At 73.0% G+C, this 26,236-nt stretch carries 22 protein-coding genes and 1 pseudogene; 11 read left to right on the top strand and 12 right to left on the bottom strand.

Annotated elements, in window-relative coordinates; genetic code table 11:
• Positions 1–387: 387 nt before the first annotated feature.
• Together B086_RS40220 and B086_RS0118020 are read left to right on the top strand one after the other, a co-directional pair.
• Positions 388–1,447 (top strand): annotated as a pseudogene (locus tag B086_RS40220) (ATP-binding protein).
• Complete coding sequence (locus B086_RS0118020; protein ID WP_018567829.1) at positions 1,444–3,246, top strand: DUF2201 family putative metallopeptidase; 1,803 nt, start codon at positions 1,444–1,446, stop codon at positions 3,244–3,246. The pseudogene B086_RS40220 and the gene B086_RS0118020 overlap by 4 nt, the downstream one beginning before the upstream one ends.
• A gap of 138 nt (positions 3,247–3,384) precedes the next feature.
• Here the strand turns inward: B086_RS0118020 and B086_RS0118015 are convergent, their stop codons facing one another.
• The gene (locus tag B086_RS0118015; protein ID WP_018567828.1) at positions 3,385–3,915 is read right to left on the bottom strand and encodes a MarR family winged helix-turn-helix transcriptional regulator; all 531 of its coding nucleotides are present in this window, start codon (positions 3,913–3,915) and stop codon (positions 3,385–3,387) included.
• Positions 3,916–3,973: 58 nt separating this feature from the next.
• Between B086_RS0118015 and B086_RS0118010 the strand changes: the two genes are divergently transcribed.
• A complete protein-coding gene (locus B086_RS0118010) occupies positions 3,974–4,918 on the top strand; it encodes an amidohydrolase family protein (RefSeq protein ID WP_018567827.1) in 945 nt (314 codons plus the stop codon).
• A gap of 126 nt (positions 4,919–5,044) precedes the next feature.
• Here the strand turns inward: B086_RS0118010 and B086_RS0118005 are convergent, their stop codons facing one another.
• From B086_RS0118005 to B086_RS0117995, 3 genes are read right to left on the bottom strand one after another with little or no spacing between them, the layout of a single operon-like run.
• Entirely contained in the window at positions 5,045–5,986 is a 942-nt protein-coding gene (locus B086_RS0118005) for an amidohydrolase family protein (protein ID WP_018567826.1), read from the bottom strand.
• A 56-nt stretch (positions 5,987–6,042) separates the two neighbouring features.
• Entirely contained in the window at positions 6,043–6,255 is a 213-nt protein-coding gene (locus tag B086_RS0118000) for a hypothetical protein (protein WP_018567825.1), read from the bottom strand.
• A complete protein-coding gene (locus B086_RS0117995) occupies positions 6,252–6,944 on the bottom strand; it encodes a M24 family metallopeptidase (protein WP_018567824.1) in 693 nt (230 codons plus the stop codon). Before B086_RS0117995 ends, B086_RS0118000 begins: the two co-directional genes overlap by 4 nt.
• Before the next feature lie 123 nt (positions 6,945–7,067).
• Between B086_RS0117995 and B086_RS0117990 the strand changes: the two genes are divergently transcribed.
• Positions 7,068–7,868 (top strand): HAD hydrolase family protein, encoded by an 801-nt coding sequence (locus B086_RS0117990; RefSeq protein ID WP_234029327.1) that lies wholly within the window; start codon positions 7,068–7,070, stop codon positions 7,866–7,868.
• 382 nt (positions 7,869–8,250) lie between these two features.
• On the opposite strand, the gene B086_RS44610 is transcribed toward B086_RS0117990, so the two are convergent.
• Entirely contained in the window at positions 8,251–8,400 is a 150-nt protein-coding gene (locus B086_RS44610; RefSeq protein ID WP_234029326.1) for a hypothetical protein, read from the bottom strand.
• 200 nt (positions 8,401–8,600) lie between these two features.
• On the opposite strand from B086_RS44610, the gene B086_RS0117980 reads away from it, so the two are divergent.
• Entirely contained in the window at positions 8,601–11,807 is a 3,207-nt protein-coding gene (locus B086_RS0117980; protein ID WP_078531128.1) for a lantibiotic dehydratase, read from the top strand.
• Positions 11,804–13,111, top strand: coding sequence for a lanthionine synthetase C family protein (locus B086_RS40215; RefSeq protein WP_018567820.1), 1,308 nt, complete (start codon positions 11,804–11,806; stop codon positions 13,109–13,111). Before B086_RS0117980 ends, B086_RS40215 begins: the two co-directional genes overlap by 4 nt.
• A 71-nt stretch (positions 13,112–13,182) precedes the next feature.
• Here the strand turns inward: B086_RS40215 and hypE are convergent, their stop codons facing one another.
• The 7 genes from hypE to B086_RS40205 all read right to left on the bottom strand — a co-directional run bounded on the left by hypE (position 13,183) and on the right by B086_RS40205 (position 19,986).
• Positions 13,183–14,289, bottom strand: a complete 1,107-nt coding sequence (gene hypE, locus B086_RS0117970) for a hydrogenase expression/formation protein HypE (RefSeq protein WP_018567819.1) — start codon at positions 14,287–14,289, stop codon at positions 13,183–13,185.
• Entirely contained in the window at positions 14,282–15,439 is a 1,158-nt protein-coding gene (gene hypD / locus B086_RS0117965) for a hydrogenase formation protein HypD (protein ID WP_018567818.1), read from the bottom strand. Before hypD ends, hypE begins: the two co-directional genes overlap by 8 nt.
• On the bottom strand, positions 15,436–15,777 hold the full coding sequence (locus B086_RS0117960) for a HypC/HybG/HupF family hydrogenase formation chaperone (RefSeq protein ID WP_026252532.1): 342 nt from the start codon (positions 15,775–15,777) through the stop codon (positions 15,436–15,438). The genes hypD and B086_RS0117960 overlap by 4 nt, the downstream gene beginning before the upstream one ends.
• Entirely contained in the window at positions 15,778–18,189 is a 2,412-nt protein-coding gene (hypF, locus tag B086_RS40210) for a carbamoyltransferase HypF (protein ID WP_051115855.1), read from the bottom strand.
• Positions 18,186–18,923 carry a hydrogenase nickel incorporation protein HypB gene (gene hypB / locus B086_RS0117950; protein ID WP_018567815.1) on the bottom strand — a complete coding sequence of 246 codons (738 nt, stop codon included), beginning with the start codon at positions 18,921–18,923 and terminating at the stop codon, positions 18,186–18,188. The genes hypF and hypB overlap by 4 nt, the downstream gene beginning before the upstream one ends.
• 2 nt (positions 18,924–18,925) lie before the next feature.
• Positions 18,926–19,315: a hydrogenase maturation nickel metallochaperone HypA gene (gene hypA, locus B086_RS0117945; RefSeq protein WP_018567814.1), complete on the bottom strand. Its 390-nt coding sequence runs from the start codon at positions 19,313–19,315 to the stop codon at positions 18,926–18,928.
• Positions 19,316–19,458: 143 nt separating this feature from the next.
• The gene (locus B086_RS40205; RefSeq protein ID WP_199790764.1) at positions 19,459–19,986 is read right to left on the bottom strand and encodes a hydrogenase maturation protease; all 528 of its coding nucleotides are present in this window, start codon (positions 19,984–19,986) and stop codon (positions 19,459–19,461) included.
• Between the two features lie 339 nt (positions 19,987–20,325).
• Between B086_RS40205 and B086_RS40200 the strand changes: the two genes are divergently transcribed.
• From B086_RS40200 to B086_RS0117915, 5 genes are all read left to right on the top strand, one after another.
• Entirely contained in the window at positions 20,326–21,885 is a 1,560-nt protein-coding gene (locus B086_RS40200) for a hypothetical protein (RefSeq protein WP_018567812.1), read from the top strand.
• Positions 21,886–22,077: 192 nt separating this feature from the next.
• Positions 22,078–23,166, top strand: a complete 1,089-nt coding sequence (locus tag B086_RS0117930) for a hydrogenase expression protein HypE (RefSeq protein WP_018567811.1) — start codon at positions 22,078–22,080, stop codon at positions 23,164–23,166.
• A 55-nt stretch (positions 23,167–23,221) separates the two neighbouring features.
• Positions 23,222–25,021: a nickel-dependent hydrogenase large subunit gene (locus B086_RS0117925; RefSeq protein ID WP_018567810.1), complete on the top strand. Its 1,800-nt coding sequence runs from the start codon at positions 23,222–23,224 to the stop codon at positions 25,019–25,021.
• Positions 25,014–25,583, top strand: a complete 570-nt coding sequence (locus B086_RS0117920) for a NifU family protein (RefSeq protein WP_018567809.1) — start codon at positions 25,014–25,016, stop codon at positions 25,581–25,583. The genes B086_RS0117925 and B086_RS0117920 overlap by 8 nt, the downstream gene beginning before the upstream one ends.
• Positions 25,580–26,170, top strand: coding sequence for a DUF5947 family protein (locus B086_RS0117915; RefSeq protein WP_018567808.1), 591 nt, complete (start codon positions 25,580–25,582; stop codon positions 26,168–26,170). Before B086_RS0117920 ends, B086_RS0117915 begins: the two co-directional genes overlap by 4 nt.
• Positions 26,171–26,236 lie beyond the last annotated feature (66 nt).

The raw sequence follows: 26,236 nt of genomic DNA, 5'->3' as shown, positions 1-26,236 counted from the left end.
AAAACGTGCGACAGCGCCGCGGTGGCCGGATCCGGTCCCATCGCATATCAAACGTCCGTACGGCAGTTCCGGGAAGCGGCCCCGCACGCAGGGAGATCCGCCGGGCGGCTGCTCCGGGCGCCCGGAGCAGCCTGGCGCGCGGCGGCGCGGCCGGCGCGGCGGGTGGCTGGTCGTCGCCGGTCGTCGGTCGGGATCATGCAGCACGGCGGACCTCATGGAGCACGGCGGACCTCAAGGCCGTTTCCTCCCGCGCCGGTTGCCGCCGACGGAACTGAAGCCGCTCAGCGGGGCAACAGACCGGCGGAGGAGAGAAAAACCGGATGCGACCGCCCCGAGCAGCCCCAATACACTGGGCGGACAGGACATTTCCCCGAAGGAGCCCATCGCTTGCAGGCCGCAGTGACCGTCACCCCCGCTCAGATACCGGACCTTCTCCTGGGCCTCGCCACAGTCCGCCCGGTCTTCCTGTGGGGCGCTCCCGGCATCGGGAAGTCCTCTCTGGTGCGGAAGTTCGCCGACTCCCTGGGCCTGGAGTGCGTGAGCCTGCTGGGTACTCAGCTCGCGCCCGAAGATCTGATCGGCGTGCCGCAGATCCGCGACGGCCGCTCCGTGTTCTGCCCGCCGGAGGCAATCGCCCGCGACGAGCCGTACTGCCTCTTCCTGGACGAGCTGAACGCCGCGCCCCCCGGATGTGCAGAAGGCGTTCTACTCGCTCATCCTCGACCGCCGGATCGGCAACTACGAACTCCCGGCGGGCTCGATCGTGATCGGCGCCGGCAACCGCGCCACCGACAACGCCCTGGCGCGCCCCATCGCCTCCGCACTCGTCAACCGCCTCACCCACGTCCATCTGCGCGCCTCCGCCACCGACTGGCTGGTGTGGGCGGGCGAGAACGGCATCCACCCCTGGGTGGTGGAGTACCTCACCGACCGGCCCGACCATCTGTGGTCGCCGCCCAAGACCGAGGAGCCCTTCTCCACGCCCCGCTCCTGGCACATGCTCTCCGACGCGCTGCATTCCTTCGGCCCGGCTCTGGACGAGGAGACGCTGAAGATCGTGGCGCACGGGACGCTGACCCCCGCCCATGCCGTCTCCTTCTGCGGGTACGCCAAGATCGTGCGGCACGCCTACGGTATCGAGGCGATCCTCAAGGGAGACGCCTCCTGGCCGCGCCGCGTCGAGGACCGCGACCTCCTCTACTATCTCGCCGAGGCGTTCCGGGGACGGCTCGTCAAGGAGCTCCCGGCCCGGCGCGAGCACGCCTCGCCCGCCGTGCGCGAGACCTCCTACCGCGCCAAGTCGCTGCTGGTGCAGCTCGCCGAGATCTCCGTCGAGGTGGCCCAGGCCGTCATCGCCGAGGACGCCGACGGCAATCCGGTGCTGCCCGCCTGGTTCCTGGTGGAGGCCGCCCGCGACATGCCGCGCCTGGTCGAGGCCCGGCGTTGAGCCGGTCCCGCAAGCAGGGCGCGGACCGCCCCGACCCGGCCGCCGAGGCCTTCGCCGCCGGTGCCGACCTGGTGCGCCGCAACCCCGCCCTCGCGGCCGTCGACGCCGACTTCGTCCGCACCAAGGGCAACGCCGACGCCCCTGGCCAGGGCCTCGTCCGGGCGGACTCCAACGGGCGGCTGCACATCCACCCCACCCGGCGGGCCGAACCCGGCGAGTGGGCCTGGGCGCTCGCCCATGCCCTCCTCCACCTCGGATTCGGCCACCTCCCCGCCGCCAAGGAGCACCGCGAACAGCCGGACCGCTTCGACCTCGCCGCCCGCTGCACCGTCGTCAACCGCTTCCTGGCCGCCTTTCCCGTCGGCACCGCCCCCGACCACCTCCCCGAGAGCTACCCCGACGGCGACGAGGAGCAGCTCGCCGCCCGCTGGCGCAAGACCGGCGTCCCGGCCGCCTACGAGCGATGCGGCACCGCGGACGGCGAACCCGACCAGCTGCTGGTCCAGTGGCCGCACTGGGGCACCGTCCTGCCCGACCGGCAACTCGCCTTCGCGTACGCCCTGACCCGTACGGTCTCCGCCGCGATGGACGTCGCGGGCGGCCGCCGGGACCGGCTCACCGGTGAGCGTGTCGCCCAGTGCCCCTGGGACCGCGCCCTCAGCTGGTTCGTCTCGTCCTACCCACTGCTCGGCGGCCTCGCGGCCGGACTGACCGTCGTCGCCGACGCCGAACTCGCCCGCGTGCACGGCATCTCCGTGGCCGCCGTGGACGCCACCGCCGGCGAGATCTACGTCAATCCGCTCAAGCGGTTCACGGACGAGGAGTGGCGGTTCGTCCTCGCCCACGAGATGCTGCACGCGGCCCTGCGCCACGGCGGGCGCCGCGGCGCCCGCGACCACTATCTCTTCAACGTCGCCGCCGACTACGTCATCAACGGCTGGCTGGTCGAGATGGGCGTCGGCACGATGCCCGAAGGGCTGCTGTACGACGCCGAGTTGAAGGGCCTGTCGGCCGAGGAGGTGTACGACCGGCTCACCACCGGGCTGCGGCGCGGCCGACGGCTCGCGACGCTGCGCGGCAAGGGCGTCGGCGACATCCTGGGCGAACCACTGCCCGGCCGGATCGCCGACCCCGTCGACCTCGACGAGTTCTACCGGCGCGCCCTCGTCCAGGGCCACCAGTTGCACACCGACCGACAGCGCGGCCTGCTGCCGGCCGGACTGGTCCAGGAGATCCGCGCACTCGCGCACCCGCCCGTCCCGTGGGACGCCCGACTGGCCCGCTGGTTCGACGAGTTCGTGCCCCGTCCCGAGCCGGTGCGCAGCTACGCCCGGCCGGCCCGGCGGCAGGCGTCGACACCCGACATCCCGCGTGCGGGCCGCAGCTTCCCGCCCGAGGAGGTCGCCCGCTGCACCTTCGGCGTCGTCCTGGACACCTCGGGCTCGATGTCCGGCCCGCTGCTCGCCAAGGCACTGGGCGCGATCGCCTCCTACGCCGAGGCCCGCGACGTACCGGCCGCCCGTGTGGTGTTCTGCGACGCCGCGGCCTACGACGCCGGGTATCTGGCGCCGACGGAGATCGCCGGGCGGGTACGGATCAGGGGCCGCGGCGGCACGGTGCTGCAACCCGGCATCGACCTGTTGCAGCGGGCCGACGACTTCCCGCCGACGGCCCCCGTCCTGGTGATCACCGACGGCTGGTGCGATGTGCTGCGGATCCGCCGTGAACACGCCTATCTGATCCCGGAGGGCGCGGGACTGCCGTTCACCGCGCGCGGACCGGTGTTCCGGGTGCGCTGAGCGGCAGGGTCGCGCACGGCGGCGTGGCCTCGGACGCGACCACGACTCCCCCGGCGTCTCCGCCGCGCCCCGGCCCCGGCCCCGTCAGGGCTGTACGGCCGTCGAGTGCGCCGCCGACGGCTGGGTGACGCAGGTGTGTCACGGCCGTGTGGTGTCGCCGTCGCCGGGCTGGGGGACGGTGTCGCCGATGACGGCGGCGAGGCGCTGGAGCTGCGCGGCGAGTTCGCGGCGTTCCCGGGGGGTGAAGTGTGACAGCGCCTCGGACTGGCGTGCCCGCAGTTCCGTCCGCATCGCCGCGAGCCGGTCGGCGCCGTCGTCGGTGAGCCGGACGAGGACCTGGCGTTCGTCGTGCGGAGCGCGCTGCCGGGTGACCGCTCCCGCCGCTTCGAGCTGCTTGAGCATGCGGGTGGCGGTGGGAACGCTGACCTCGGCGGTGGCGGCGAGCCTGCCGACCGGCAGTCCGTCGCCCCGGGCGTCCGCGGAGAGGGGTTCCAGCAGGGTGAGCTGCGCCATGGACAGCCCGGCCCCGGAGCGGCCCACGGTGGCCGCCCGAGAGCGGCGCATCGCGTAGAACAGCCGGTCAGCGGCCTGCGCCAGCTCCCGTACGCCCGCCTCGTCGCAGGCCGGGTCCGGGGAGTCGTCTTCCTCGCGTTTGCTCGTCTCGCGCATGACTGTTAGCTTACTCAAGGTAGTAGTTAGCAAGCTAAGCTTTAGGAGGCTTTGAATCATGGACTTCCCCGCACGCATCGACGTCCACCAGCACATCGTCCCGCCGGTCTGGGCCGAGACCCTGGCCGCGCGCGGCCTGGACTCCGGCGGCTGGGCCATCCCGGCCTGGAGCCCGCGGAGCGCGATCGCGATGCTGGACCAGCAGGGCATCGCCACCGGCGTCATGTCCGTCACCTCGCCCGGCGTCCACCTCGGCGACGACGCGGCGGCCCGCGGCCTGGCCCGCGCCGTCAACGAGTACGGCGCCGAGGTCGTCAAGGACAACCCCGACCGCTTCGGTCACTTCGCGAGCATCCCGCTGCCCGACGTGGACGCGGCCGTCGCGGAAGCTGTCCACGCGCTCGACGTCCTCGGAGCCGACGGCGTGGTGCTGATGTCCAACGCCCACGGCAAGTACCTCGGCGACGCGGACTTCGAGCCGCTGTGGGCCGAGCTGGACCGCCGTGCCGCGAACGTCTTCGTCCACCCCGCACAGCCCCCGATGACGCTGCTGCCGGGCACCCCCGCCCCGCTCGCGGACTACGTCTTCGACACCACCCGCACCGCCCTGAACATGGTGCTCAACGGCGTCATGGACCGCTATCGCGACCTCCGCGTCATCCTGTCCCACGGCGGCGGATTCCTGCCGTACGCCGCCTACCGCTTCTCCGGTCTGACCTCCACCGTCGTGGACCGCGAGCGCAAGGCCGACGACATCCTGCGTGACCTCAAGCGGTTCTACTTCGACACCGCGCTGTCCGCCAGCCCCTCCGCCCTGCCGGCCCTGCTCGCCTTCGCCGAGCCCGGCCATGTCCTCTACGGCAGCGACTGGCCCTTCGCCCCGCAGGAGGCGGGCACCTACTACAACCGGTTCCTGGAGACCTACCCGGACTTCGCCCCCGGCCAGGCGGCGGCCGTCGACCGCGGCAACGCCGAGGCGCTCTTTCCCCGCCTCGCCCGCTGACCCGGCCCTCCGGCGCACGATCCGCGTCGGCGCGTGGCGCCGCACGAGCGTGTCGGACGGGTACGGCGGACGGGTACGGCGGACGCGCGTGGTGTCTGGGGCGGGCGTCCGGTGCGGCCGTCCTCCTCAGGTGAGGCGCGGGAAGATCTTCTCTGCGTTGCCGTGGTCGAAGGCCGTCTTCTGCTCGTCCGTGAGGCCGCTCCGCGTGTCCAGGAGCTGGTTGAACGCTGCCGCGACGGGAGCCGGGGCGTAGGGGAAGTCGCTGCCGAAGAGGATGCGTTCGTGGTCCGCGAAGGCGAGGAAGCTGGGGAGGGCGTCCGGCCCGGAGGACAGGGCGGTGTCCCAGTAGAACAGCTTGAACTTCGCCAGCAGCTCCTCGGTGGTGGGCCCGTCCGGGTCGAGGGCCGGTTGCAGCTCACAGAACCGCATCACCGCGTACGGGACGAACCCGCCCGCGTGCGCCAGGATGATCTTGGCGTCCGGGTAGCGGTCCAGCACTCCGGTGAACACCATCTGCACGGCGTTCCGGGTGGTGTCGAACGGATAGTCCACGAGCGGGCCGGGTACGTCCGCCAGGAGCGGGATCAGAGGGTGGCCCGGATGGATGAACACCACGGCCGACCGCCGGTTCAGCGCCTCCCAGAGCGGCGCGTACTCCGCGTTCCCCAGATAGACCCCCGCGTAGTTGCTCAGGAGCACCACGCCGTCGGCGCCCAGCTCGTTCAGCGCGTACTCGGCCTCGGCCACGGCACCCTCGACGTCCGGCAGCGGAACGGTGGCGAAGTTCCCGAACCGGTCCGGATACCGGGTGACCAGCTCCGCCACGTACTCGTTCACCCTGCGGGCCATGTCCCGGCGCTCCTGGCCCTCCCAGCCGACCACACTGGGCGCGGTCAGTGACAGCACGCTGGTGGCGATCCGCTGGTCATCCATGTACGCCAGGTGCGCCTCCGGGCTCCACTGCGGGGTGGCCCAGCCCGACGGATCCCCGCCGTGGCTCGGCAGTGCCTCGCCCCAGAACGGGGGCACCACATGCGTGTGCACGTCGATACGGGCAGCGTTCGGCATCAGGTCTCCCTTTCCGCCCCCTTCGCAAGAAGCTCTCGGAACGTAGCCCGGCGGTATCACTCCCGCCATTCGAGCCCGCCGGGGCTCCCCCGCTGTCCGTGCCGCGGCAGCGGTGCGACGGCGCGCATCCGGGTGCGGGCCTGGGCGAGGAGTGTCCCGGCGGTCGGTTCCGGCAGAGCCGCTCGGGCGGCGGTGACCAACTGGTCGGTCGTGGTGACAGGATTCGGCGCATTCGACCACGGGAGGGTGGCCAGGTCACGCCAGGTCATGCCAGGTCCAGAAGCTGCTCGTAGAAGCCGCCGAAGCCCTTGCCCCGGTCGACGAGGTGCAGTTCGAGGATCCAGTGGCAGTGCCGTCCGGTGCGGTCGGTGCGGCGGAGCGGGCCGGTGTTGTCGGGGGTGATGTACGACTCCGTCTTCGCGCCGTCGTTCGTCTCGTGCGGGAACTCGCCGACCAGGTGGCCGCTGTGCCAGATGCCGATCTCCCAGCCCGCGTCACCGGCCAGCCGCTCGACTTCCGCGTACAGTTGCGCGCCCGTGATGTGCTCGTCCGCCTGGAAGGCGGCCCGTCCGGCGTCGAAGATGCGCGGGAGGTCGGCGAGGAGGCGATGCTTGTCGGGGTCGTCGCCGAAGACGTAGGTGCGGCCGAAGTCGGCCTCGTACTCCTCGAAGATCGGGCCGAAGTCGGCGAAGGCGATGTCGTCCGCTGCGATGACGCGGTCCGGCGGGTTGTCCCGGTAGGGCAGCAGGGTGTTGGGGCCGGAGCGGATGATCCGCTTGTGCCAGTGCTTGGTGGTGCCGAACATGTCGTTCGCCAGGTCGCGGATCGCGTCGCTGACCTCACGCTCGCCGCGCCCGGGTGCGACCAGGCCGCGGCGCTCGGTCTCGGCGAACAGCGCGGTCGCCTTCTCCTGCGCGCGCACGAGGCCCGCCGCGCGCTCGTTCTCGTCGAATCCCACCGTCACTCACTCCCTGTTGCCGCATGTGCCAGGTACTTACGGGCCACAGCTTGGCATATGAGATGGCTCACGCGACGGTGTCCTGGCACGTGGGAGCCTAGGCGCGACGTATACGATCCGGTGGTGATCGACTTCTCGGCCCGCTCCCTGGTCTTCGACATCGACGGCACCCTCTGCTTCGACGGGCGGACCGTCGACCACCGCATCCTCGCGGCGCTCGCGGACTGCGAGCGAGCGGGTCATTCCCTGGTCTTCGCCTCCGCCCGGCCCGTCCGGGACCTGCTGCCCGTCCTCGACGGCGCCTTCCCGTCCGCGACGCTGATCGGGGGCAACGGGAGCCTGGTCTCGGCCGGCGGTCGGGTGACGGCCAGGGCCGCGTTCGATCCCGTCGTCCTGGGCACGTTCCTGGAAGCGGTCGCCCGGTACGACGCCCGCTACCTCGCCGACGGCCCGTGGGACTACGCGTACACGGGGCCCGAGGACCACCCGATCACGAGCCGCGTGGATCAGGGCGGGCTCGCGCGCAGGGTGGATCTGGCCGAACTGCCCGAGGTGGTGAAGCTCCTCGTCGTCGGGGCTTCGGACCTCGCCGCCTGCGCCGAGGCCGGGCGCGAGCTCGGACTGACGGTCAACCATCATCTCGACGAGGCGATCGTGGACCTCGCACCCGCCTCGACGACGAAGTGGGACGCCCTGACCGCGCTGGGGATCAGCACCTATGTGGCGTTCGGCAACGACATCAACGACCTCGGCCTCCTGCGGAACGCGGAGCGGGCGGTCCGGGTCGGGGCCCATCCGAGCCTGGAGGGCGTCGCCCACGTCACCGTACCGGCGGACCCGGTCGCGGTCGCGGCCGAGATCTCCCGGCTGGCGAGGGCAGCCCGGCCGGACGCCCTGACCGATCTGACCTCGGCGGGCGGCTGACGGCACCCGAACGGCTCGCCGCCTCGGACGACTTGGAGCAGGAGCGGCGCGGGTCGTGACCGGAGTCAAATGCCCGGACGGGCATTCCGCGGGGCCTAAAGGGTAAATGAGCTGCACGCGACACTGCCCCGTCTGCTCGCGCCACGGTCGCCTTTCGAGCCGTACCCTCTGCTGGCGGATATAGAAATTCCGACGCGCGGACGAGATTGCGCGGCACGCGAAGACGGCGTACGAATTTCTATACTCGACGCCGCCGAAGAAGAATTCGACAGCCCTTTTCAGCCGGATCCCGCGGCTTCCGGGAAATGCCCCCTCCAGAAGCACCGCGGGGCCGGCCCGGCCGGCACGAGACCGCCGGGACCGGCCCTTCAGACTGGCTGCGTCAGCAGACGGCGCAGGTCGTACAGGTGCGGAAGCAGGTCTCGCCACCGGAGAGAGCGATACCGCCGGACTCGGGCGCGGTGTCCTGGATGGCCGTCTCGGTGAGGTCGATGTCGAAGAGGTCCTGGGTCAGGTTCTCGGGCACAGTCATTCCTCCCTGCCTGTCAAATGTGCCGCCTTTTGGCGGACGCTGCGGAATCTAGATGCAGACGGCTGACGCAGTCAAGGGGTTACGGGAACACGACTTCGAGGTTACTGTTGACGCATTCCTCAGCGATTCGATGATTCGATCGGCGGATAAGTCGTCGGCCAGTTTCACTATGCAGTCAGTAATGGGGGGGGCGTGGCAGCATGCGGGGTGGCCAGAGCTCGGAACCGCTGTTCCACTGCGCGGACGGAATGCTCCTGCGGGCGCCGCTGCTTGCGCGGGACGAGGTCCGCGCGACCTGGTCGGACGTCGAGGACGACCGGCAGGATCCCGAGTCGCTCCGCGCCCGCCTGACCGGACTGCTCGCCGACGACCGGTTCAGGGAGGCGGTCGAGGTCTCCAGCCCTTCGCTCGCCCGCACCACCGACGCCGTGCTCGCGGGGCGTCCGGTGCCGGTCTCCGATCTGCGCAAGGCGCTGCGGGCCGTGACCCGGTACCGTCTCCGGGCCGCGTCCCGTCCCACGCCGTTCGGCCTCATGGCGGGCGTCCTGTGGGGCTCCTTCGGCGACACGACCAAGGGCGAGCTGACCGGCGAGGGGCACAAGGCGGCCCGGCCCGACGCGAGTTGGCTCTCGCACCGGGTCACCGCGTGGGAGCAGGACCCCGCGGTGCTCCCGCACCTGAGCATCGTGGCGAACGGGCTGTGCTTCGTACGGGGCGAGCGCCTGGTGCTGCCGTTCGCCCCCGCCGGTCCCCGCCTCGGGTCCACCGTCTCCTCGGGCGGCCCGGTGGACGACGGGCTCCCGAAGTCACGGACCCTCAAGTACACGCCGGTCGTACGCTCCGCGGTGGAGGCGGCGGCCCGCCCACTTCCGTACCGGGAACTCGTCCGGCACGTGGAAGCGGGCTTCCCCGGGGCGCCCGACGGTGCCGTGAGCGGCCTCATCGCCCAACTCGTCGCCGCCGGAGTGCTGTTGACGGAGCTGCGTCCGCCGCTGGACGCCGCCGACCCGCTGACCCACGTCGAGCGTCGGCTCCCTGCCGGTTCGTCCGCCGCCGGGCAGGTCGCCGCAGTGCGCTCGGCCCTCGCCGCCTACGGGGGAACCTCTCTCGGGTCGGGAACCCCCGCCTGGCGTAGGGCACTTGACGTTGCCACGGCCGTCCCTGCCGGGAGTGCCGCCGCCACGCCCGCAGCGCCGGAGTCCAGTGACTGCGTCCAGGTCGACCTGCGCCTCGAAGGGACCGTCGTGCTCTCGCGGGAGGTGGCGCGCGAGCTGGAGCGTGCCGCCGCCGCGCTGTGGCGGCTCTCGCCCCCGGGGCCGGGGCGGCTCACCTCGTATCACGAGGAGTTCGTAGAGCGCTACGGGCTGGGGCGCTTCGTGCCCGTCAAGGAAGTCCTCGATCCGGACGTCGGTCTCGGTGCCCCGGCCGGGTACCGGCTGCCGCCGAGCCACCGTCCCGCTCCCGGGCCCCTCCCGGTCGGCGCGGTACGGCAGCGCCTGCTCCTCGGGCTCGCCGCCGGGGCGCAGGCACGCGGAGTGCGCGAGGTGGTCCTCGACGAGGCGTGGCTGAGCAGGCTGGAGGAGGCCGACCGCGACCCCGGTACCGCTGCCGCCGCCGATACCGCGGCACCGCCCGCGCTGGAACTCGTCGTGCAGATCGCGGCGGAGTCCGCGGACGCCGTGGACCGGGGCGACTTCACCCTGCTCCTGAACGGCGCGGCCACCGCCTCCGGGGGGCTCATGGGCCGGTTCGCCCACCTCTTGCCGCCACGACAGGCCGAGGCGATGCGCCAGACGGTGCGGGCCGCCCGCGAGGGCACCGGACGGCTGCCCGTCCAGATCCACCACCAGGCGGCGCACCACCGGCACGCCAATGTGGCCCAGGTGCCGACCTGGCTGGACGGCCGGCTCGTCGTCGGGGCCCATCCCGGACCTGCCGTGCCCGGCGTCACGGACCTGACGCTCGACGATGTCCTTGTGTCCGCGGACTCCGAGGGCTTCCGGATCGCCTCGGCCGCGCTCGGCCGCGAGCTGACGCCCGCGGCGCTCCACGTGCTCAACCGCGAGCTGACCGCGCCCAACACGGTGCGCTTCCTCGTCGAGGCCGCCGCGTTCAGCCGCAGGCAGTGGCGCCTGTGGGACTGGGGCACGGCCGACGATCTGCCCTTCCTGCCCGCCGTACGCACCGGCCGCACCGTCCTGAGCCCGGCTCGCTGGCGCCTCGATGCCACGAGTCCGGCGCTCGACGACTGGCGCGCGCTGTGGGGCGTACCGGACCACGTCCAGCTCACCCTCGGCGATCACCGCATCCCCCTCAGCCTCACCGTCGCCGCGCACCGGGAGATCCTGCGGCGCGAGTACGAGCGTGCGGGCGTCGCCGTGGTCCACGAGCCGGCCGCGGGGCAGGACGTGGGCGGCGGCTGGCTGCACGGGCCCGGCGGAGCCCATGACGTCGAGGCCGTGGTGACTCTGACGTCGCGTCAGCCGGAGGCCGGTGCGGTGCGCCGACCTTCGGGGGCGGCGACTGTCGCCCGCGCCTCCACCGCGACCGTGCGCCGGGGCACCACCGGGGAGATCCCGCCCGGCGGTCCCTGGCTCTACGCCACGCTCTACTCCTCCGCCGAGCGCCAGGACGAACTGCTGACCGGCCCCCTCCGGCGTTTCCTCACCGCACTGCCGTCCCCGCCCTCCCCGACGGACGGGCCGGACGAGCCGGGGGGCGTCGACCGCTGGTTCTTCATCCGGTACGCCGATCCGCACCCCCATCTGCGGTTGCGGCTGCACGGCGAACCGGCCCTGCTCAACGGCGTGCTGCTGCCCCGGCTGCACGACCTGGCCGGGGAACTGGCCCGCGCCGGGCTCGCCCGGGGGCTGCGGATCGACGGCTACTCCCCCGAGACGGAACGCTACGGCGGCGCGGCACTCCTGGAAGCGGCCGAGGAGGTGTTCCACGCGGACAGTCTGCTGGTACTGGAGCGGCTCGCGGTCCCGGAGGACGACCGGATCCTGTCGGCGGCGCACGACGTCGCGGAACTCGTCCGGGCCTTCCACGACGGTTACGGCGGCGACTGGCGGCAGTGGCTCACCGCCACCTATGCCAAGCGCGAACAGCACCACAAGGCGTTCGCCGCGCGACGCAGGGCCGCGCTCGCGCGGATCACCCGCGACGGCGGCCCGGACGCGGTGGGCGCACCGTACCGGGCGGCGCCGCGGCGGTTCGGGCGTCTCGTGCGCGAAGAGGAGGAGCGGGGCACCCTGAGTGTCACCGCCGACGCGGTGCTCGCCTCCCTGGTCCACATGCACTGCAACCGGCGGCTCGGCACCGACCGCACGGCCGAGGTCCAGGCACTCGCCGTGGCCCGCGGCGCCGTCCAGGCACAACTCGACAGGGAAAGGGCCCGTTCATGAGTGACGCGTCCGTCGCGCTCCTCGCACAGCGGCTGTCCGATCCGGTGGCCCTCGCCGCGCAGGTGACGGCGTCCGAGCACGCCGACCTGGCCAGGACACGTGCCCTGTGGCATCCGCAGTCCCTCGCGGACGGACATGCCGGGGTCGCGCTGCTCTTCGCGGCACTGGCCCACGGGTCGCCCGAGTACGCACGGACGGCGCACGCCCATCTGTCGGCGGCGGTCACCGGGGTGCGCAGGTCCCCGCGCGAGGGGCTCTACTCGGGGCTGCCCGCGGTCGCGTTCGCCGCCCGGACCGCCGTCACCGGGCCGGGCCAGTACGCGGGTCTGCTCGACCGGCTCGACGGGCAGGTCGCGGTGCTCGCCCGGAAGCTGATCGACGCGGACGCGCCCCGGATCGCGGCCGGGACGGCGGGCGCCCGCATGGCCGGCTACGACGTGATAGCCGGGCTCTCCGGACTGGGGAGGCTGCTGCTCGCCGCCGGGTCCGCACACCGCGCCACCACGGAACTGGTGCTCGCACACCTCGTCGCGCTCACGCGCCCGGTCACCGGACCCGGCGGACAGAGCCTGCCCGGCTGGTGGACCGCCGACCCGATCCTGTTCAGCGAACCGGACGGCGTTCCCGGGGGCCACTTCAACGCCGGTCTCGCGCACGGCATCCCCGGCCCGCTCGCCCTGCTGTCCCTGGCGTACCGCGCGGGCGTCCGGGTTCCCGGCCAGGAGCAGGCCATCCGCGACATCGCCGAGTGGCTGCTCGCCCGGCGCAGCACGGACGGCACGGGCTGGCCGAACATCGTGCCGCTCGACGCCGAGCTGACGGCGGCCGCCGGGGGCCGCCCGGACCTGGGCCAGGTCCGGGCCGGGTGGTGCTACGGAAGTCCCGGCGTCGCCCGCGCCCTCCAACTGGCCTCCCTCGCACTGGCGGAGCCCGACTGGAACCGGCAGGCGGTGGCCGCCGTCATCGCCACCTGCGACCGGCGGGACGGAGCGCGCGCCCACGGCGACGCCACGCTCTGCCACGGCCTGGCGGGACTGGCCACCGTCGCCACCCTCATGTCCCGCGAACCCGGCGGCGGGGAACTGACCGGAAGAATCGGTGAGTTGACCGACGCCTTGAGGCGGGCCGCCGATCCGGAGCACCCCTTCCTCTGGCCCGCCGCCGACCCCGACAGCCCCACCCCCGTGCACCGGCCCGGCTTCCTCGACGGCGCGTCGGGCACCGCGCTCGCCCTGCGCCTCACCCTCGACCCGTCGGCCCCCACCAGTGAACTCCCCTGGTACGCGGCTCTGTTGCTGGCCTGACGCGACATTGCCCGCCGACGCGACCGCCGGGCTCTCCGGCCGGGCGGCCGGAGAGCCCATGGCGGGTGGGCTCAGCAGATGCGCGGCAGCTGCTCGCCCATCGGCAGGTCGACCACGCGGGTGCCGCCCAGGCCGGTGCGGGCGACCACCATCCCGGGGTGCTCGGCGACACAGTCACCGATGATCACCGCCTCGGTGCCGAGGGGGTGGGCGCGCATCGCGGCCAGCACCGCGTCCGCGTGCTCGCGGGGGACGAAGGCGACGAGCTTGCCCTCGTTGGCGACATACATGGGGTCCAGGCCGAGCATGGCGCAGGCACTCGCCACGGCCGCGGGCACCGGAACCGCCCGTTCCTGGACGGCGACCCCCACGGAGGCCGCCGCGGCGATCTCGTTGAGCGCGGCGGCCAGCCCGCCGCGCGTCGGATCGCGGAGCACGTGCAGGTCGGGGGTGACGTCGAGCATCGTCTCGACCAGACCGCCGAGCGCGGCGCAGTCGCTCTCCACCTCGACACCGAACTCAAGGCCCTCGCGGACGCTCAGCACCGCCGTGCCGTGCAGGCCGATCGGGCCGCTGACGATGACGACGTCGCCCGGTACCGCCCGCTGCGGGCGGATGTCGACACCGTCCGGTACGACACCGATCCCGGCGGTGTTGATGTAGATGCCGTCCCCGTGTCCCGCCTCGACGACCTTGGTGTCCCCGGTGGCGATCTCCACCCCGGCGGCGCGGGCGGCCCGGCCCATCGCCTCGGCGACGCGTGCCACCAGGGGCATCTCCACGCCCTCCTCCAGGATGAACCCGCAGGAGAGATAGGCGGGGCGGGCCCCGCTCATGGCCAGGTCGTTCACCGTGCCGTTGACCGCCAGGTCGCCGATGGAGCCGCCGGGGAAGAACAGGGGCCGCACCACGAAGGAGTCGGTGGAGAACGCCAGCCGCGCTCCCCCGAGGGTGACGGTCGCCGAGTCGCCGAGCCCGGCCAGGGCCGGACCGCCGAAGGCCGGGGCGAAGACGTGCTCGACCAGTTCGGCGGACATCGCACCGCCCCCGCCGTGCCCCAGTACGACGCAGGGCTGGTCGCGCAGCGGTGCCGGGCAGGTCCAGCCGGAGAAGTCGGGCGCGGGCACGGCTGCCGGCCGGGGCGCTGTGAGGCCGGTGGTGCCGGTCAGGTCAGACAACGGAGGTTCCTTCCAGGGCCGCGGGCGCCTGGCTCGTCCGGCCGGCGCCCCGTGTGCCGTCGCCGTCGAGCCGGCGGTAGAGGTAGTAGGCGGCGCAGGCGCCCTCGCTGGAGACCATGGTCGCGCCCAGCGGCGTACGCGGAGTGCACACCGTGCCGAAGGCGGCGCACTCCTTGGGTTTGATGAGGCCCTGGAGGACCTCGCCGCTGCGGCACTGCGCCGGTTCGCGGGTGTCGATGTGGGTGACCGCGAAGCGGTGTTCGGCGTCCAGGTCGCGGTAGCGCTCGGACAGCCGCCAGCCGCTGCCGGGGATGACCCCGATGCCGCGCCAGGCCCGGTCGGTGGCCTCGAAGACGTCGGCGAGCATGGCCTTGGCCGCCGGGTTGCCCTCGGCCGGTACGGCACGGCGGTACGCGTTGTCCACGGTGTGCTCGCCCCGCTCCAGCTGCCGCACCGCGCGGCGCACACCCTCCAGGATGTCCAGCGGCTCGAAGCCGGTCACCACGATCGGCACCCGGTGGCGCTCGGCCAGCGCCGGATACTCGTCCGTGCCCATGACGCTGCACACATGGCCCGCGGCCAGGAACGCCTGCACCCGGCAGGTGTCCGACTCCATGATCGCCTCGATGGCCGGGGGGACCCGCACATGGGAGACGAGCATGCTGAAGTTGCGGACGCCGAGCCTGCGTGCCTGGTGGACCGCCATCGCGTTGGGCGGGGCGGTGGTCTCGAAGCCGATGCCGAAGAACACGACCTCGCGGTCCGGGTGTTTCTGGGCCAGGCGCAGCGCGTCCAGCGGGGAGTAGACGACGCGTACGTCGCCGCCCGCGGCGCGCACCCGGAACAGGTCGCTGCCCGATCCGGGCACGCGCAGCATGTCGCCGAAGCTGCAAAAGATCACGCCGGGCCGGGAGGCGATCTCCAGGGCCTTGTCGATGACGTCCAGCGGCGTGACGCAGACCGGGCAGCCGGGGCCGTGGATCAGCTCGACGGCGTCCGGCAGAAGCTGGTCGATGCCGTGCCGGATGATCGAGTGGGTCTGGCCGCCGCAGACCTCCATCAGGGCCCAGGGCCGGGTGACGGTCGCGTGGATGTCGTCGAGCAGTCTGCGTGCCAGGTCCGGGTCCTGGAACTCGTCGATGTACTTCATCGTTCCGCCTTCCGTGTCGCGTCGGCCGTCGCCTCGGGCGTCCCGGCGCCGGCCGGGCGGGGCGCCCCGCTGTCCCGGGCGGCCGCCTCCCAGGGATCGCCGAACTCCTCCTCCAGCAGCCCGATCTCCTCGAACAGGGCCAGGGTCTGCCGTGCCGACTCCTCGTCCAGCCGTTGCAGCGCGAAGCCGACGTGGACGATCGCGTACTCGCCGACCCGCAGGTCCGGCAGGTACTCGCAGCACACCTCCTTGGCCACGCCGCCGAAGTCGACGGTGGCCATACGGGTGCCGTCACGTTCCTCGATGTGCAGCACTCTTCCGGGTACCGCAAGGCACATTCAGTCCTCCTCGGGGTGGGTACGGTCGTGGGCAGGGCGCGGGTGCGGGCCCTGTGCGCCGGGGGTGGGCGCCGCCGCGCGCGAGGCGACCATGAGCTGGCCGAGGGCGAGCCCTCCGTCGTTGGGCGGCACCAGCCGGTGGCTCAGGACGGTGAAGCCGTCCGCGCGCAGCGCGTCCGCGCAGGCCGTGCCGAGCAGGGCGTTGGCGAACACGCCGCCGCTGAGGGCCACCGTGTCGGGCCCGTGCCGGTCCCGGGCCGCCGCGCACAGACGTCGTACGAGATCGACGACCGCCCGGTGGAAGCGGGCCGCGATCAGTTCGACGGGTGCTCCGCGCCGCAGATCGGCGACGGCGGCGGCCAGGACGGGGCCGGGGTCGGCGGTGAGCGGGTCACCCGGTCCGCCGGCCAGCTCGAAGGCGTAGGCGCCGGTGGGGTCACCGGCGCGGACGGCCGCCGCCTCCAGCTCCATGGCTGCCTGCGCCTCGTAGCGCGCGTGGTGGCAGATCCCGGTCAGCGAGGAGACCGCGTCGAAGAGCCGGCCCATGCTGGAGGTGGGCACGCAGCACAGGCCGCGCTCCAACTGCACGGCGAGCGTCTTGAGTTCGGCGGGCGGGCAGGCGGCCGTGCACGGCAGGTCGTCCGCCCAGGCGAGGCCCGCCGCCCGCAGATGGGACAGGGCCATGCGGTACGGGCGCCGGACGGCGGCGTCACCGCCCGGCAGCGGTACGTAGCGCAGGTGGGCGAAGCGCCGGTATCCGTCGTAGTCGGCGAGCAGGACCTCACCGCCCCATACGGCGCCATCGTCGCCGTACCCCGTGCCGTCGAAGGCGACGCCGATGACCGGGCTCCCGCCGTCGTGGCCGTTCTCGGCCAGTGCGGCGGCGATGTGCGCGTGGTGGTGCTGCACGGTGATCAACGGGCGTCCGGCGGAAGCCCGGTGGGCCCAGCTCCGCGAGCGGTAGCCGGGATGGCGGTCGGCGGCCAGCAGCGTGGGCCGGACTCCGGTGATCTCCTCCAGTTGCCGCTCGGCGCCCTCGAAGGCCGTCAGCGTCGCCAGGTCGTCCATGTCGCCCACGTGCGCCGACAGCCAGGCGCGGCGGCCCTCGCCGAGGCAGAAGGCGTTCTTGAGGTCCCCGCCGACGGCGAGGGCGGGCGGGACCGGCAGGGGCAGCCGCACCGGCAGCGGCGCGTAGCCGCGGGCCCGGCGCACCGGCAGTTCCCGGCCGTCGAGCACCCGTACGACCGAGTCGTCGCAGGGGACGTGGATGGGCCGGTCGTGCGTCAGCCAGGCGTCGGCGAGTCCCGCGAGGCGGCGCAGCGCCTCGCCGTCGTCGGTGATGACGGGCTCGCCCGCGAGGTTGCCGCTGGTCATGACGAGGGCGTGCGGGCCCGGCGGGTCGCCGGGCAGCCCGAACAGCAGGTGGTGCACCGGGGTGTAGGGCAGCATCACACCGAGATCGGCGCTGCCGGGGGCGACGTCGGCGGCGATGTCCCGCTCGGTGTGCTGTCTGCGGCGCAGCAGCACGATGGGGCGGCGGCCGCCGGTGAGCAGCCTGCGGGCGGCGGCGTCGACGTGGACGAGGGCTTCGGCGTGGGCCAGGTCCGGCACCATGAGCGCGAACGGCTTGTCCCCGCGCCCCTTGCGCCGTCTGAGCGTTCGCACGCTGCCGGGGTTGCCCGCGTCGCAGGCCAGGTGGTAGCCGCCCAGTCCCTTGACCGCCACCACGGCGCCCTCGGCGAGCAGTCGGCGGGCCTCGGTCATCGGGTCGGCGTCGCCGCCTCGTGCCGTGCCGGTGTCCGGGGTGACGAGACGGAGCCGGGGGCCGCAGTCGTGGCAGGCGATGGGCTGGGCGTGGAAGCGGCGGTCGGCGGGGTCGCGGTATTCGTCGCGGCAGCGCGGGCACATGGGGAAGCCGGCCATGGTGGTCTGGGGCCGGTCGTAGGGCAGGCCCGTGACGATGGTGAAGCGGGGCCCGCAGTGGGTGCAGCTGATGAACGGGTGGCGGTGGCGCCGGTCGGCCGGGTCACCCAGTTCGGACAGGCACCGGTCGCAGGTCGCGGTGTCGGGCGCCACCAGTGTGCGCGCCGTGCTGCCGGGCCGGGAGGCGGTGATGGCGAACCCGCTCTCGCCCACCGCGGCGACCGCCTCGTGGGAGACGGACTCCACGACGGCGAGGGGCGGCGCGTCGCGGGCCACCCGGTCGCAGAAGTCGGCCAGCGCCGTGCCGCTGCCCTCCACCTCCGCGACCACCCCGTCGACGGTGTTGGCGACATGCCCGGCCAGGCCCAGTTCGCCGGCGAGGACGTAGACGAACGGCCGGAACCCGACGCCCTGCACGGCTCCGCGCACCGTCACCCGGCGGCGCTGGAGCCCGGGTGCGGCGGGTGCCGTGCCGGGGTGTCCTGTCACGGGTGCGTCACGGCCGGGGCGTGGTGGCTGTGCGCGGTGCCGGTGCCGGTGCGGGCCATGACCGGCCGGTGGACGGTGCCGCCCTCGGCGACCGCCAGCGCCCGCCCGGCCAGTTCGCCGACGCCCTGTCCGCGCCGGGCGGACGTGAACAGCACCTCCACACCCGGGTTGACCTGCTGGACGTTGGCGAGGAAGGTGCTCTCCTGGAATCCGGCGGCCTCGGCGAGGTCGCTCTTGGTCACCACGACGAGCTGGGCGAGTCCGAACGCGGTCGGATACTTCAGCGGCTTGTCCTCGCCCTCGGTGACGGAGGCGAGCACCACCCGCAGGGACTCGCCCAGGTCGTAGGAGGCCGGGCAGACCAGGTTGCCGACGTTCTCGACGAACAGCAGCCGGGTGCCGTCGGGCAGCCAGCCGTCGAGGTGCGCGCGGAGCATGTCCGCCTCCAGGTGGCACAGACCGTCGGTGTGCACCTGTTTGACCGGCGCGCCCGACCGGGCCAGCCGTACCGCGTCGTTCTCGGTCGCCAGGTCCGCGGTGAGGGCGGCGACCGGGACGCCCTCGGTCCGGGCGTGCGCGAGCTCGGCCTCCAGCAGCGCGGTCTTGCCGCTGCCGGGGCTGGACAGCAGGTTGATCACCGTGGTGCCGCGGAGGGCCAGTTCGGCCCGCAGGTCCGCCGCTCGTTCGTCGTTCTTGACGAGGACGGCCTGCTGGAGATCGGCGACTTGGCACATGGTCAGCTCTCCTCGTGGGGCGATGCGGTTACCGGGGGGTCGGTGCGGACGGTCCATCGGACTTCGGCGATGTGCAGTTCCCGTCCGGACACCAGGTCGGCCGCGGAGCCCCGGCACTTTGGGCACCACAGGGACGGGGGGACGCCGGTGGCCCACTCGGTGTCGCAGCTCGCGCAGCGCGCCCGCCCCGGCACCTGCTCGATGCACAGCCGGGCGCCCTCCAGCACCGTGCCCGCGGCGGCGAGCTCGAAGCTGAAGCGCAGTGCCTGCGGCACCACGCCCGCGAGTTCCCCGAGCCGCAGGGACACGGACGAGGCGGCAACGTGTCCGTGCTCCGCCGCGGCTTCCTGTACCTGCTCCACCACGGCCATCGCGATCGACAACTCGTGCATGCGGATTCCCGGGGTGTGTGAGGCGGCCGGTGCCGGACCGGCCGGTGTGCCATGGGGAGGGGGACCTGCGGAATCGTCCGGCGCGAGCGTCGCTGCCGGACCGCCAGGACAGGAACGTTACGACCCGGACCGCGGCTCGGTGCTCATGTGACACGCCGCGCCACCGATCGGTCCGGTCTGTCGCCGGTCCGCTCCGCCGGGCTCTCCAGCAGCAGGGCCAGCAGTTCGTCGACGGCCAGGAGCGCGGGTCCGACGGCGGCGGCGACCGGTGCGGACAGTCCCATGTGCTCGTCCAGCGAGGCCGGTTCGCAGCCCACGACGAGGATCCGGCCCACCGGGCGGCGGACGCCGTTGGCGGTGGCGAGCTCGCCGAGGAGGGCCAGCACCGAGCCGGGGTCCATGCCGTGTCCGTCGAGGCCGCTCCCCCGGGCCGGGGCGTCCGAGTCGTGCTCGATCCGGTAGACCGTGCCCGGCGGCCCGTCGCCGTGCATCGTGTCGATCAGCAGCAGGCCGTCGTAGCCGTCGAGAAGCCGGTAGGCCAGGTGCATGCCGCGGATGCCGACGTCCATCAGCTCGACGCCCTCCGGCAGCCCGCCGCGGATCCGCAGCCGCCGCGCCACCTCGACGCCGAAGCCGTCGTCGCCGAGGAAGACGTTCCCGATGCCTGCCACGAGTACCCGCACGCCTTGGCCACCTCCTGAGGACGACGACGCTCACGGCGGCCAGGATCCTCCGGGGCGGGGGCACCGGCGCCTCTCACCACCTGGTTGCGCGCGGTCTTCACCCGTCTGCGCCGAGAAGGATCGCGGGCGCCCGTCCTCCCCGGTCCAGCGGCGTACGGCACGGGCCCTGTCCGGCGGCCGGTCCCGGCGCGCCGCGGATCCGCCCCCGCCGCTGTCGCCCGTCGTTCCCCTGAACGGCTCAACGCGAAGGCGCTGGAAGGGCGGGAACGCGTGAGCGGAGTGACCGTGGTGGAAGGAATGGCGCACGCACGGTGACGAGGAGGCGGGATGACGAAGGCTCCGGTCGAGGGCGGTCGCGCGCGCACCGGCGCGACGGCCGCCCCGGCGCCGCCGCCGGACCGGGCGGGACGCGCCCTGGAACAGCTCGGTGCCGTCGCCGACGCCGTCCTCTACGAGGGATATCTGCTCTACCCGTACCGCCGGTCCTCGCCCAAGAACCGGGTGCGGTGGCAGTTCGGCGTCCTCTTCCCCCGGGACTGGGTGGAGCGGGACGGCCCGGTCGAGCCCGGTATCTCGGGGTCAGCCGACTCCTGGTACCAGCAGACGGAGTGTCTGCTGCGCGTCGAGCGACCCGGCGCGGTGGTGCGGGTGCGGGTGCGCTACCTCCAGTGGCAGCACAAGCAGGCCGAGGAGGCCGTCCGGGGAGAGCGCTGCCGTCCGGTCGCGTCGATCCGCGCGGACGACGGCACGACGCATCTCACCTTCGACGAGGCGGTGCCGTGCGAGCACGAGATCGTCGTCCCGCTCGACGACCTGCTGGTACGCGAGAACGTGTTCCCGGTGGGCGCGCCGGACGGCGAGGACGTCGAGCCGCTGCCCGGGGGCGCCGGACGAGTGGTGCGGCGGCGCGCAGCCGTCCGGGCGAGCGCCGGTGTCGTGGCCGAGCGGGTCGCCGACGGCGTCTGCCGGCTCCGGATCCGTACCGAGAACACGGGCCCCGCTCCGGTGCCGGGCGTGCCTCGCGGCGAGGCGCTGCGCACCGCGCTGATCGCCGCGCACACGCTCGTCGGCGGAGACGGTGTGCGGTTCGTCTCGCTGATCGACCCGCCGGAGGAGCTGCGGCTCCACGCCCGTGCGTGCCGCAACGCGTTCACGTTCCCCGTGCTCGGCGGCGAGCCGCCCACGGCCGGCCGTCGCGCCCCGGATGCCGCGGGCACCGGTGCCGGGGACGGGTCCGCCGCGGACGCCGTGCTGTCGGCGCCGATCATCCTCCCCGATCACCCGCAGGTGGCGCCCGAGAGCCCGGGTGATCTCCACGACGCCGCGGAGATCGACGAGATCCTGACGCTGCGCACCCTGCTGCTGACCGACGAGGAGAAGCGCGAGGCACGTGCCACCGACCCGCGTGCCGCCCGGATCCTCGACCGGGTCGAGACCATGCCGCCGGAGATCCTCACCCGGCTGCACGGCGCCATCCGCTCGCTGGAACCGGCCCCGGCTCCGTCCGCGCCCGTGACCCGGCCGGTGGCCCCCGCCGGCCGGGCGGTGTGGTGGCAGGAGGGCGCCGACGACGGGCTGTCGCCGGCCACCGACACGGTGCTCGTCGACGGGACCCCCGTACGGGGCGGCAGCCGGGTGCGGCTGCGCCCGCGCGGCCGGGGCGCCGACGCCCAGGACATGTTCCTGGTCGGCCGTACCGCCGAGGTCGCGGCGGTCCTCCACGACGTGGACGGCAGCGTGCATCTCGCCGTCACGCTGGACGACGATCCCGCGGCCGAGCTGAACAGCTGGTACGGCCGCTACCACCACTTCCGGCCCGACGAGGTCGAGCCGCTCGGACCACTGGCCGACGGGCCGGGGAGAGGACGGCCCGATGGCTGCCCCTGAGACGCCGAAGCACGATCACCGGACGGCCGGGCGGCTTCGGCAGGCCGAGCACCCGGGACGGGACCCGCGTCAGGCCGCGGCGGCCCGTTTGCACCCCGGCGCGCCGGACCCGTCGCCCGCGCCCACCCTCGTGGCACCGGTGCCCGCGGCCTGCGACCGGCGCCGGGACCGACCGGAACGGAGGCCCACAGCATGAGCACCGACAGCGGCACACACGACGCGGCGCCCGCACCGGGCGGGTCCGAGAAGCGTGACGGTTTCGACGAGGTCACCATCCTGTGGATCTCCGAGGGCATGAGCTGCGACGGCGACACCGTCTCGCTCACCGCGGCCGGTCAGCCGGCCATCGAGGACCTGGTCCTGGGCCTCGTCCCCGGTCTGCCCAAGGTGAATCTGCACAACAAGGTCCTCTCGCCCACCCTGGGCGGCGAGGAGTTCCTGGCCCCGTTCCGCGCGGCGCTGCGCGGCGAGGTGGCGCCGTTCATCCTGGTCATCGAGGGCTCGGTCCCGAACCAGGACATCATCCAGGGCGACGGGTACTGGACCTCCTTCGGCAACGACGAGGTGACGGGCGAGCCGCTCACGCTGAACTGGTGGATCGACCGGCTCGCCCCGAAGGCGTGGGCGGTGGTCGGCGCGGGCACCTGCGCGACGTTCGGCGGCATCCACGCCATGGCGGGCAACCCCACCGGCTCGATGGGGCTCGCCGACTACCTGGGCTGGGAGTTCAGGTCGCAGGGCGGCCTGCCGATCGTCAACGTCCCCGGCTGCCCCATCCAGCCGGAGAACTTCATGGAGACCCTCGTCTGGGTCCTCCACCACGCCGCGGGCACCGCGCCGCCGCCCCCGCTGGACCACATGCTGCGCCCGCAGTGGCTGTTCGGGCGGACCGTGCACGAGGGCTGCGACCGCGCCGCCTACTACGAGCAGGCCGACTTCGCCAAGGACTACAACTCCCCCAAGTGCCAGGTGAAGGTGGGCTGCTGGGGGCCGGTCGTCAACTGCAACGTGCCCAAGCGCGGCTGGATGTCCGGCATCGGCGGCTGTCCGAACGTGGGCGGCATCTGCATCGGCTGCACCATGCCCGGATTCCCGGACACCTTCATGCCGTTCATGGACGAGCCCGCGGGCGGCAGCCTGTCGTCCCTCCTCATCAAGCCGTACGGCGCCTTCATCCGGCGAATGCGCGGCATCACCAACGCCGCCGTCAACCGCGAACCCAAGTGGCGCCGCAACGAGCCGGCGCTGACCTCCGGCTACGACCCGTACTGGCGTGCGTGAGACCGCGCGCCGCACCGACCGACGACCGCACCGAGCAGCGAGGGCAGGAACACACATGACCACAACCGAGGACCGGGCCGGTACCGCCGGGCGGAAACCTCCGCAGATCGTGGACATGAACTGGGACCCGATCACCCGGATCATCGGCAACCTCGGGATCTACACGAAGATCGACTTCGCCAACCGCGAGGTGGTGGAGTGCCGCAGCACCTCGTCGCTGTTCCGCGGCTATTCGGTGTTCATGAAGGGCAAGGACCCGCGCGACGCCGGTTTCATCACCTCGCGCATCTGCGGTATCTGCGGCGACAACCACACGACGTGTTCCGACTACGCCCAGCAGATGGCGTACGGCGTCAAGCCGCCGCCGCTGGCCGAGCACATCGTCAATCTCGGCGAAGCGGCCGAGTACATGTTCGACCACACCATCTTCCAGGACAACCTGGTCTTCGTGGACTTCTGCGAGGCGATGGTCAAGGCGACCAACCCCGGTGTCCTGGCGCGGGCGGAGCGCACCGAGGCACCGCGCGGCCAGGTGCACGGCTACCGGACGATCGCCGACATCATGCGGGCGTTCAACCCGTTCGAGGGCGAGGTCTACAAGGAGGCCCTGAAGATCAGCCGGGTCACCCGGGAGATGTTCTGCCTGATGGAGGGCCGGCACGTCCATCCGTCGACGCTCTATCCGGGCGGCGTCGGCACGATGCCGCAGCCCAGCACGTTCACCGACTACCTGTCCCGCCTGATGGGGGTCCTGGACTTCGTCAAGCAGGCCGTGGCGATGAACGACGACGTCTTCGACTTCTTCTACGAGGCCCTGCCCGGCTACGAGGAGGTCGGCCGCCGCCGCATCATGCTCGGCTGCTGGGGCGCCTGGCAGAACCCCGACGTCGTCGACTACCGCTACGAGACGATGAACGAGTGGGGCAAGGCGATGTACGTCACCCCCGGCATCATCGTCGACGGCAAGCTGGTCACCAACAACCTCGTCGACATCAACCTCGGCATGCGCATCCTGCTGGGCAGCTCCTACTACGAGGACTGGGCCGGTCAGGAGCCGTTCGTCACCCACGACCCGCTCGGCAACCCCGTCGACATGCGCCACCCGTGGAACCAGACCACGGTGCCGCTGCCGCAGAAGCGGGACTTCGACTCCACCTACAGCTGGGTCATGAGCCCGCGGTGGTACGACAGCAGGAGCGGCGACCACCTGGCCCTGGACACCGGCGGCGGCCCGCTCGCCCGCCTGTGGTCGACCGCGCTGAACGGCCTGGTCGACACGCCGTACATCAAGGCCACCGGGCACAGCGTCCAGATCTCGCTGCCCCGCAGCGAGAAGCTCCCGGAAACCACGCTGGAGTGGCGCGTCCCCCGGTGGAGCAACACCATCGAACGCAACCGCGCCCGCCCCTATTTCGTCGCCTACGCCGCCGCGATGGCGCTCCAGTTCCTGGAGGAGGCGATGGGACTGGTGCGGACCGGGCAGACCAAGGTGTTCGAGAACTTCGAGGTGCCCGACGAGGCGATCGGCTGCGGCTTCCACGAGGCCGTGCGCGGGGTGCTCTCGCACCATCTGGTCATCAAGGACAAGAAGATCGCCAACTACCATCCGTATCCGCCGACCCCGTGGAACGCCAGCCCCCGCGACAGCTACGGCACTCCGGGGCCGTACGAGGACGCCGTCCAGGGCCAGCCGATCTTCGAGGAGAACGGTCCGGACGACTTCAAGGGTGTCGACATCATGCGCACCGTCCGCAGCTTCGACCCCTGTCTGCCCTGCGGGGTGCACATGTATCTCGGCAAGGGCAAGACGCTCACCACCCAGCACTCCCCCATGTACGGAGCCTCCCATGGCTGAGCCGGTGCGCACGCCGCCGCGGCTCGGCGACGGCGAGGTCGCGGCACGGATCGCACGCGTCGACGAGCTGTTGGAGAAGGTCGAGCACGCGCCCGGCCCCACGGCCCACGCGGCCGTGGACGCCGTACGCGCGCTCACCGAGGTGTACGGCGAGGCCCTGGCCAGGGTCCTGGACCACGCGGACCACGCGCTCACAGGACACCTGGCCGCGGACGAGCTGCTCGGTCATCTGCTGGTGCTGCACGGTATCCACCCGGAGCCGCCCGCGCGCCGGGCCGCCCGCGCCGTGGAGCGGCTGCGCCCGGTCCTCCAGGAGCGGGGCGGCGACGTGGAACTGATCGACGTCGACGAGCGGGCCGCCCGGATCCGGCTGAAGACCCCCGGCTGCGGATCCGGCTGCGGGTCCGCGTCCGCCGGCGTCGAGGAGGCCGTCCGGGAGGCCGTGCTGACGGCGGCACCGGAACTGACGGCGGTCGAGCCGGTGCCGGAGGCCGGTGCGGGCGCGTTCGTCCCCCTGGAGGCGCTGACGCGCCGGCCGGACCAGCGCCAGGGCGTGTCGTGACCGGCACGCTGGCCCGGCTCATCCGCTCGTCCGCCGACCGCCCCACCAGCGGCCCGGAGGAGCGCTGTGACCTGTGCAGCGAGCCCGTCGCCGCCGACCACCGCCATCTGTACGACACCGGCCGTGAGGAAGCGCTGTGCGCCTGCCAGGCGTGCTCGCTGCTGTTCGCGGAGAAGGAGGCCGGTGACGGTCACTACCGGCTGATCCGGCGGCGCCGACTGCGGCTGCCGCCGGTCGAGACCGGGCCGCTCGGGGTGCCCGTGGGGCTGGCCTTCTTCGTGCCCCGGGCGGACGGCACCGTGTCGGCGCACTACCCGAGCCCGGCGGGGGCCACCCGCTGGGAGGTGGATCCCGCGGCCTGGCGGGAGGCGGTCGCGCGGTGTAACGATCTCGCCTCCGTGGCACCCGAGGTGGAGGCGCTGCTGGTGAACACCGCCCGCGAGCTGCGCCACCACTGGATCGTGCCGGTCGACGACTGCTACCGGCTGGTCGCGCTGGTACGCCGGGAATGGCGGGGCCTGTCCGGCGGCGGCCGGGTCTGGCCCGCCGTCGAGCAGTTCTTCACGGAGCTGACCGAACGGCCGTGAACGGAACAGGCGGCCCGCTCGTCCGGCGGGCGCCGGAGCCCGGGAGATCCGACAGGAAGGAACATG

Origin of the sequence: Streptomyces sp. PsTaAH-124 (genome assembly GCF_000373685.1) — a bacterium.
GTDB classification, from domain to species: domain Bacteria; phylum Actinomycetota; class Actinomycetes; order Streptomycetales; family Streptomycetaceae; genus Streptomyces; species Streptomyces andamanensis.
This window is presented reverse-complemented; position numbering and strand designations above follow the sequence as displayed.